The organism is Microbacterium sp. NPDC055988, assembly GCF_042269505.1.
In the GTDB taxonomy this organism is placed as follows: domain Bacteria; phylum Actinomycetota; class Actinomycetes; order Actinomycetales; family Microbacteriaceae; genus Microbacterium.
Window position 1 is genome coordinate 1 of record NZ_JBHJXY010000004.1, and the last position, 2,843, is coordinate 2,843.

Here is a 2,843-nt window from a genome sequence, read left to right on the forward strand (position 1 = left end):
GCCGTTTACTGGGGCTTAAATTCTCAGCTTCGCCTTACGGCTAACCGGTCCTCTTAACCTTCCAGCACCGGGCAGGCGTCAGTCCGTATACATCGTCTTGCGACTTGGCACGGACCTGTGTTTTTAGTAAACAGTCGCTACCCACTAGTCTCTGCGGCCTCCAAACGCTTTCGGGAGTAAATCCCTATACGCCGAAGGCCCCCCTTCTCCCGAAGTTACGGGGGCATTTTGCCGAGTTCCTTAACCACGATTCTCTCGATCTCCTTGGTATTCTCTACCTGACCACCTGAGTCGGTTTGGGGTACGGGCGGCTAGAACCTCGCGTCGATGCTTTTCTTGGCAGCATAGGATCACCCACTTTTTATCCGCATCGTGTCTCAGCCTATGTGAATCGCGGATTTGCCTACGACTCGGCCTACGCACTTGCACCAGGACAACCATCGCCTGGCTTGGGCTACCTTCCTGCGTCACACCTGTTAATACGCTAACCGCACCAGAATGGGGTCGTGCGCTAGGCCCAGAGCGTCACCCCGAAGGGATCAGTCACTGGGATTCAGACACTTAGCACTACTGGATTAGCTTGGGCGGTTCTTCGCCGGTACGGGAATATCAACCCGTTGTCCATCGACTACGCCTGTCGGCCTCGCCTTAGGTCCCGACTTACCCAGGGAAGATTAGCTTGACCCTGGAACCCTTGGTCTTTCGGAGGACGTGTTTCTCACACGTCATTCGCTACTCATGCCTGCATTCTCACTCGTGTAGCCTCCACGGCTGGTTCACACCGCCGCTTCGCTGGCCACACGACGCTCTCCTACCCATCAACACGGCTGGACCACGAAGGCCTACCAATAATGTCAATGCCACAACTTCGGTGGCGTGCTTGAGCCCCGTTACATTGTCGGCGCGGAATCACTTGACCAGTGAGCTATTACGCACTCTTTCAAGGGTGGCTGCTTCTAAGCCAACCTCCTGGTTGTCAAGGCAACTCCACATCCTTTCCCACTTAGCACGCGCTTTGGGACCTTAGTTGGTGGTCTGGGTTGTTTCCCTCTCGACTATGAAGCTTATCCCCCACAGTCTCACTGCTGCGCTCTCACTTACCGGCATTCGGAGTTTGGCTGACGTCAGTAACCTTGTAGGGCCCATCGGCCATCCAGTAGCTCTACCTCCGGCAAGAAACACGCAACGCTGCACCTAAATGCATTTCGGAGAGAACCAGCTATCACGAAGTTTGATTGGCCTTTCACCCCTATCCACAGCTCATCCCCTCAGTTTTCAACCTAAGTGGGTTCGGTCCTCCACGACGTCTTACCGTCGCTTCAACCTGGCCATGGATAGATCACTTCGCTTCGGGTCTAGGACATGCGACTGAATCGCCCTATTCAGACTCGCTTTCGCTACGGCTACCCCACACGGGTTAACCTCGCCACATATCGCTAACTCGCAGGCTCATTCTTCAAAAGGCACGCTGTCACCCCTACTAAGGAGGCTCCAACGGTTTGTAAGCAAACGGTTTCAGGTACTATTTCACTCCCCTCCCGGGGTACTTTTCACCTTTCCCTCACGGTACTTGTCCGCTATCGGTCATCTGGGAGTATTTAGGCTTATCAGGTGGTCCTGACAGATTCACACGGGATTTCACGGGCCCCGTGCTACTTGGGATACTCTTCGCGCCAAGAGAGGCATTTCGACTACGGGGTTGGCACCCTCTATGACCGGCCTTTCAAGACCGTTCGTCTATACCTTCTTGTAACGCCGCCACCTCGGCAGAGATGACTGAAAAGTCCCACAACCCCCAACGTGCAACACCTGCCGGCTATCACACACGCTAGGTTTAGCCTGTTCCGGTTTCGCTCGCCACTACTAACGGAATCGCGGTTGCTTTCTCTTCCTGTGGGTACTGAGATGTTTCACTTCCCCACGTTCCCTCTACCCGCCCTATATATTCAGGCGGGAGTCACTAGGTCGGCACGCCGCCCAGCGGGGTTTCCCCATTCGGACACCCTCGGATCAAAACTTGCTTATCAGTTCCCCGAGGCTTATCGCAGATTGCTACGTCCTTCTTCGGCTCCAGATGCCAAGGCATCCACCGTTTGCTCTTAAAGACTTGAAATCACATGAGTTTGAATCAGAATCGACTCCAGACCCAAAGGCCTGGAATGAAATTGACTAATGATCTTTAAGATCATCTTGTGCAACAACCCGAAGGCTGTTGCAAGATGCTCGCGTCCACTGTGTAGTTCTCAAAGTACGGGCGGTGCCCCCATCCACAACCCCACACGGGGGCAACAGAAAGAGGCCCAGAGTAACCGACTGTGCACTCGACCCGAAGGCCAGTGCGCATCCGGTCCCTCAGGACCCAACAGCGTGCAGACACCGGTCCCCTCACCCAGAACCTTCCAACCGCAAGCGGCGTACTAGTTCCGAGATCAGATCTCGATGCCATGTCAAATGTTCCACCCATGAGCTCCCAGCGAGAAACGAACGTTCCCGATCTGGGTTCTGGACTCCGAAGAGTCAGATGCTCCTTAGAAAGGAGGTGATCCAGCCGCACCTTCCGGTACGGCTACCTTGTTACGACTTAGTCCTAATTACCGATCCCACCTTCGACGGCTCCCTCCAAAAAGGTTAGGCCACCGGCTTCAGGTGTTACCGACTTTCATGACTTGACGGGCGGTGTGTACAAGACCCGGGAACGTATTCACCGCAGCGTTGCTGATCTGCGATTACTAGCGACTCCGACTTCATGAGGTCGAGTTGCAGACCTCAATCCGAACTGGGACCGGCTTTTTGGGATTCGCTCCACCTCGCGGTATTGCAGCCCTTTGTACCGGCCATTGTAG

2 rRNA genes (1 of these 2 running past the window's edge) are annotated in these 2,843 nt (G+C 54.7%); both read right to left on the minus strand.

Annotated elements, in window-relative coordinates:
• A 23S ribosomal RNA gene (locus ACFC14_RS18815) occupies positions 1–2,113 on the minus strand; the annotation flags it as partial.
• 419 nt (positions 2,114–2,532) lie between these two features.
• Positions 2,533–2,843 (minus strand): 16S ribosomal RNA (locus ACFC14_RS18820) (it continues 1,408 nt past the right edge of the window).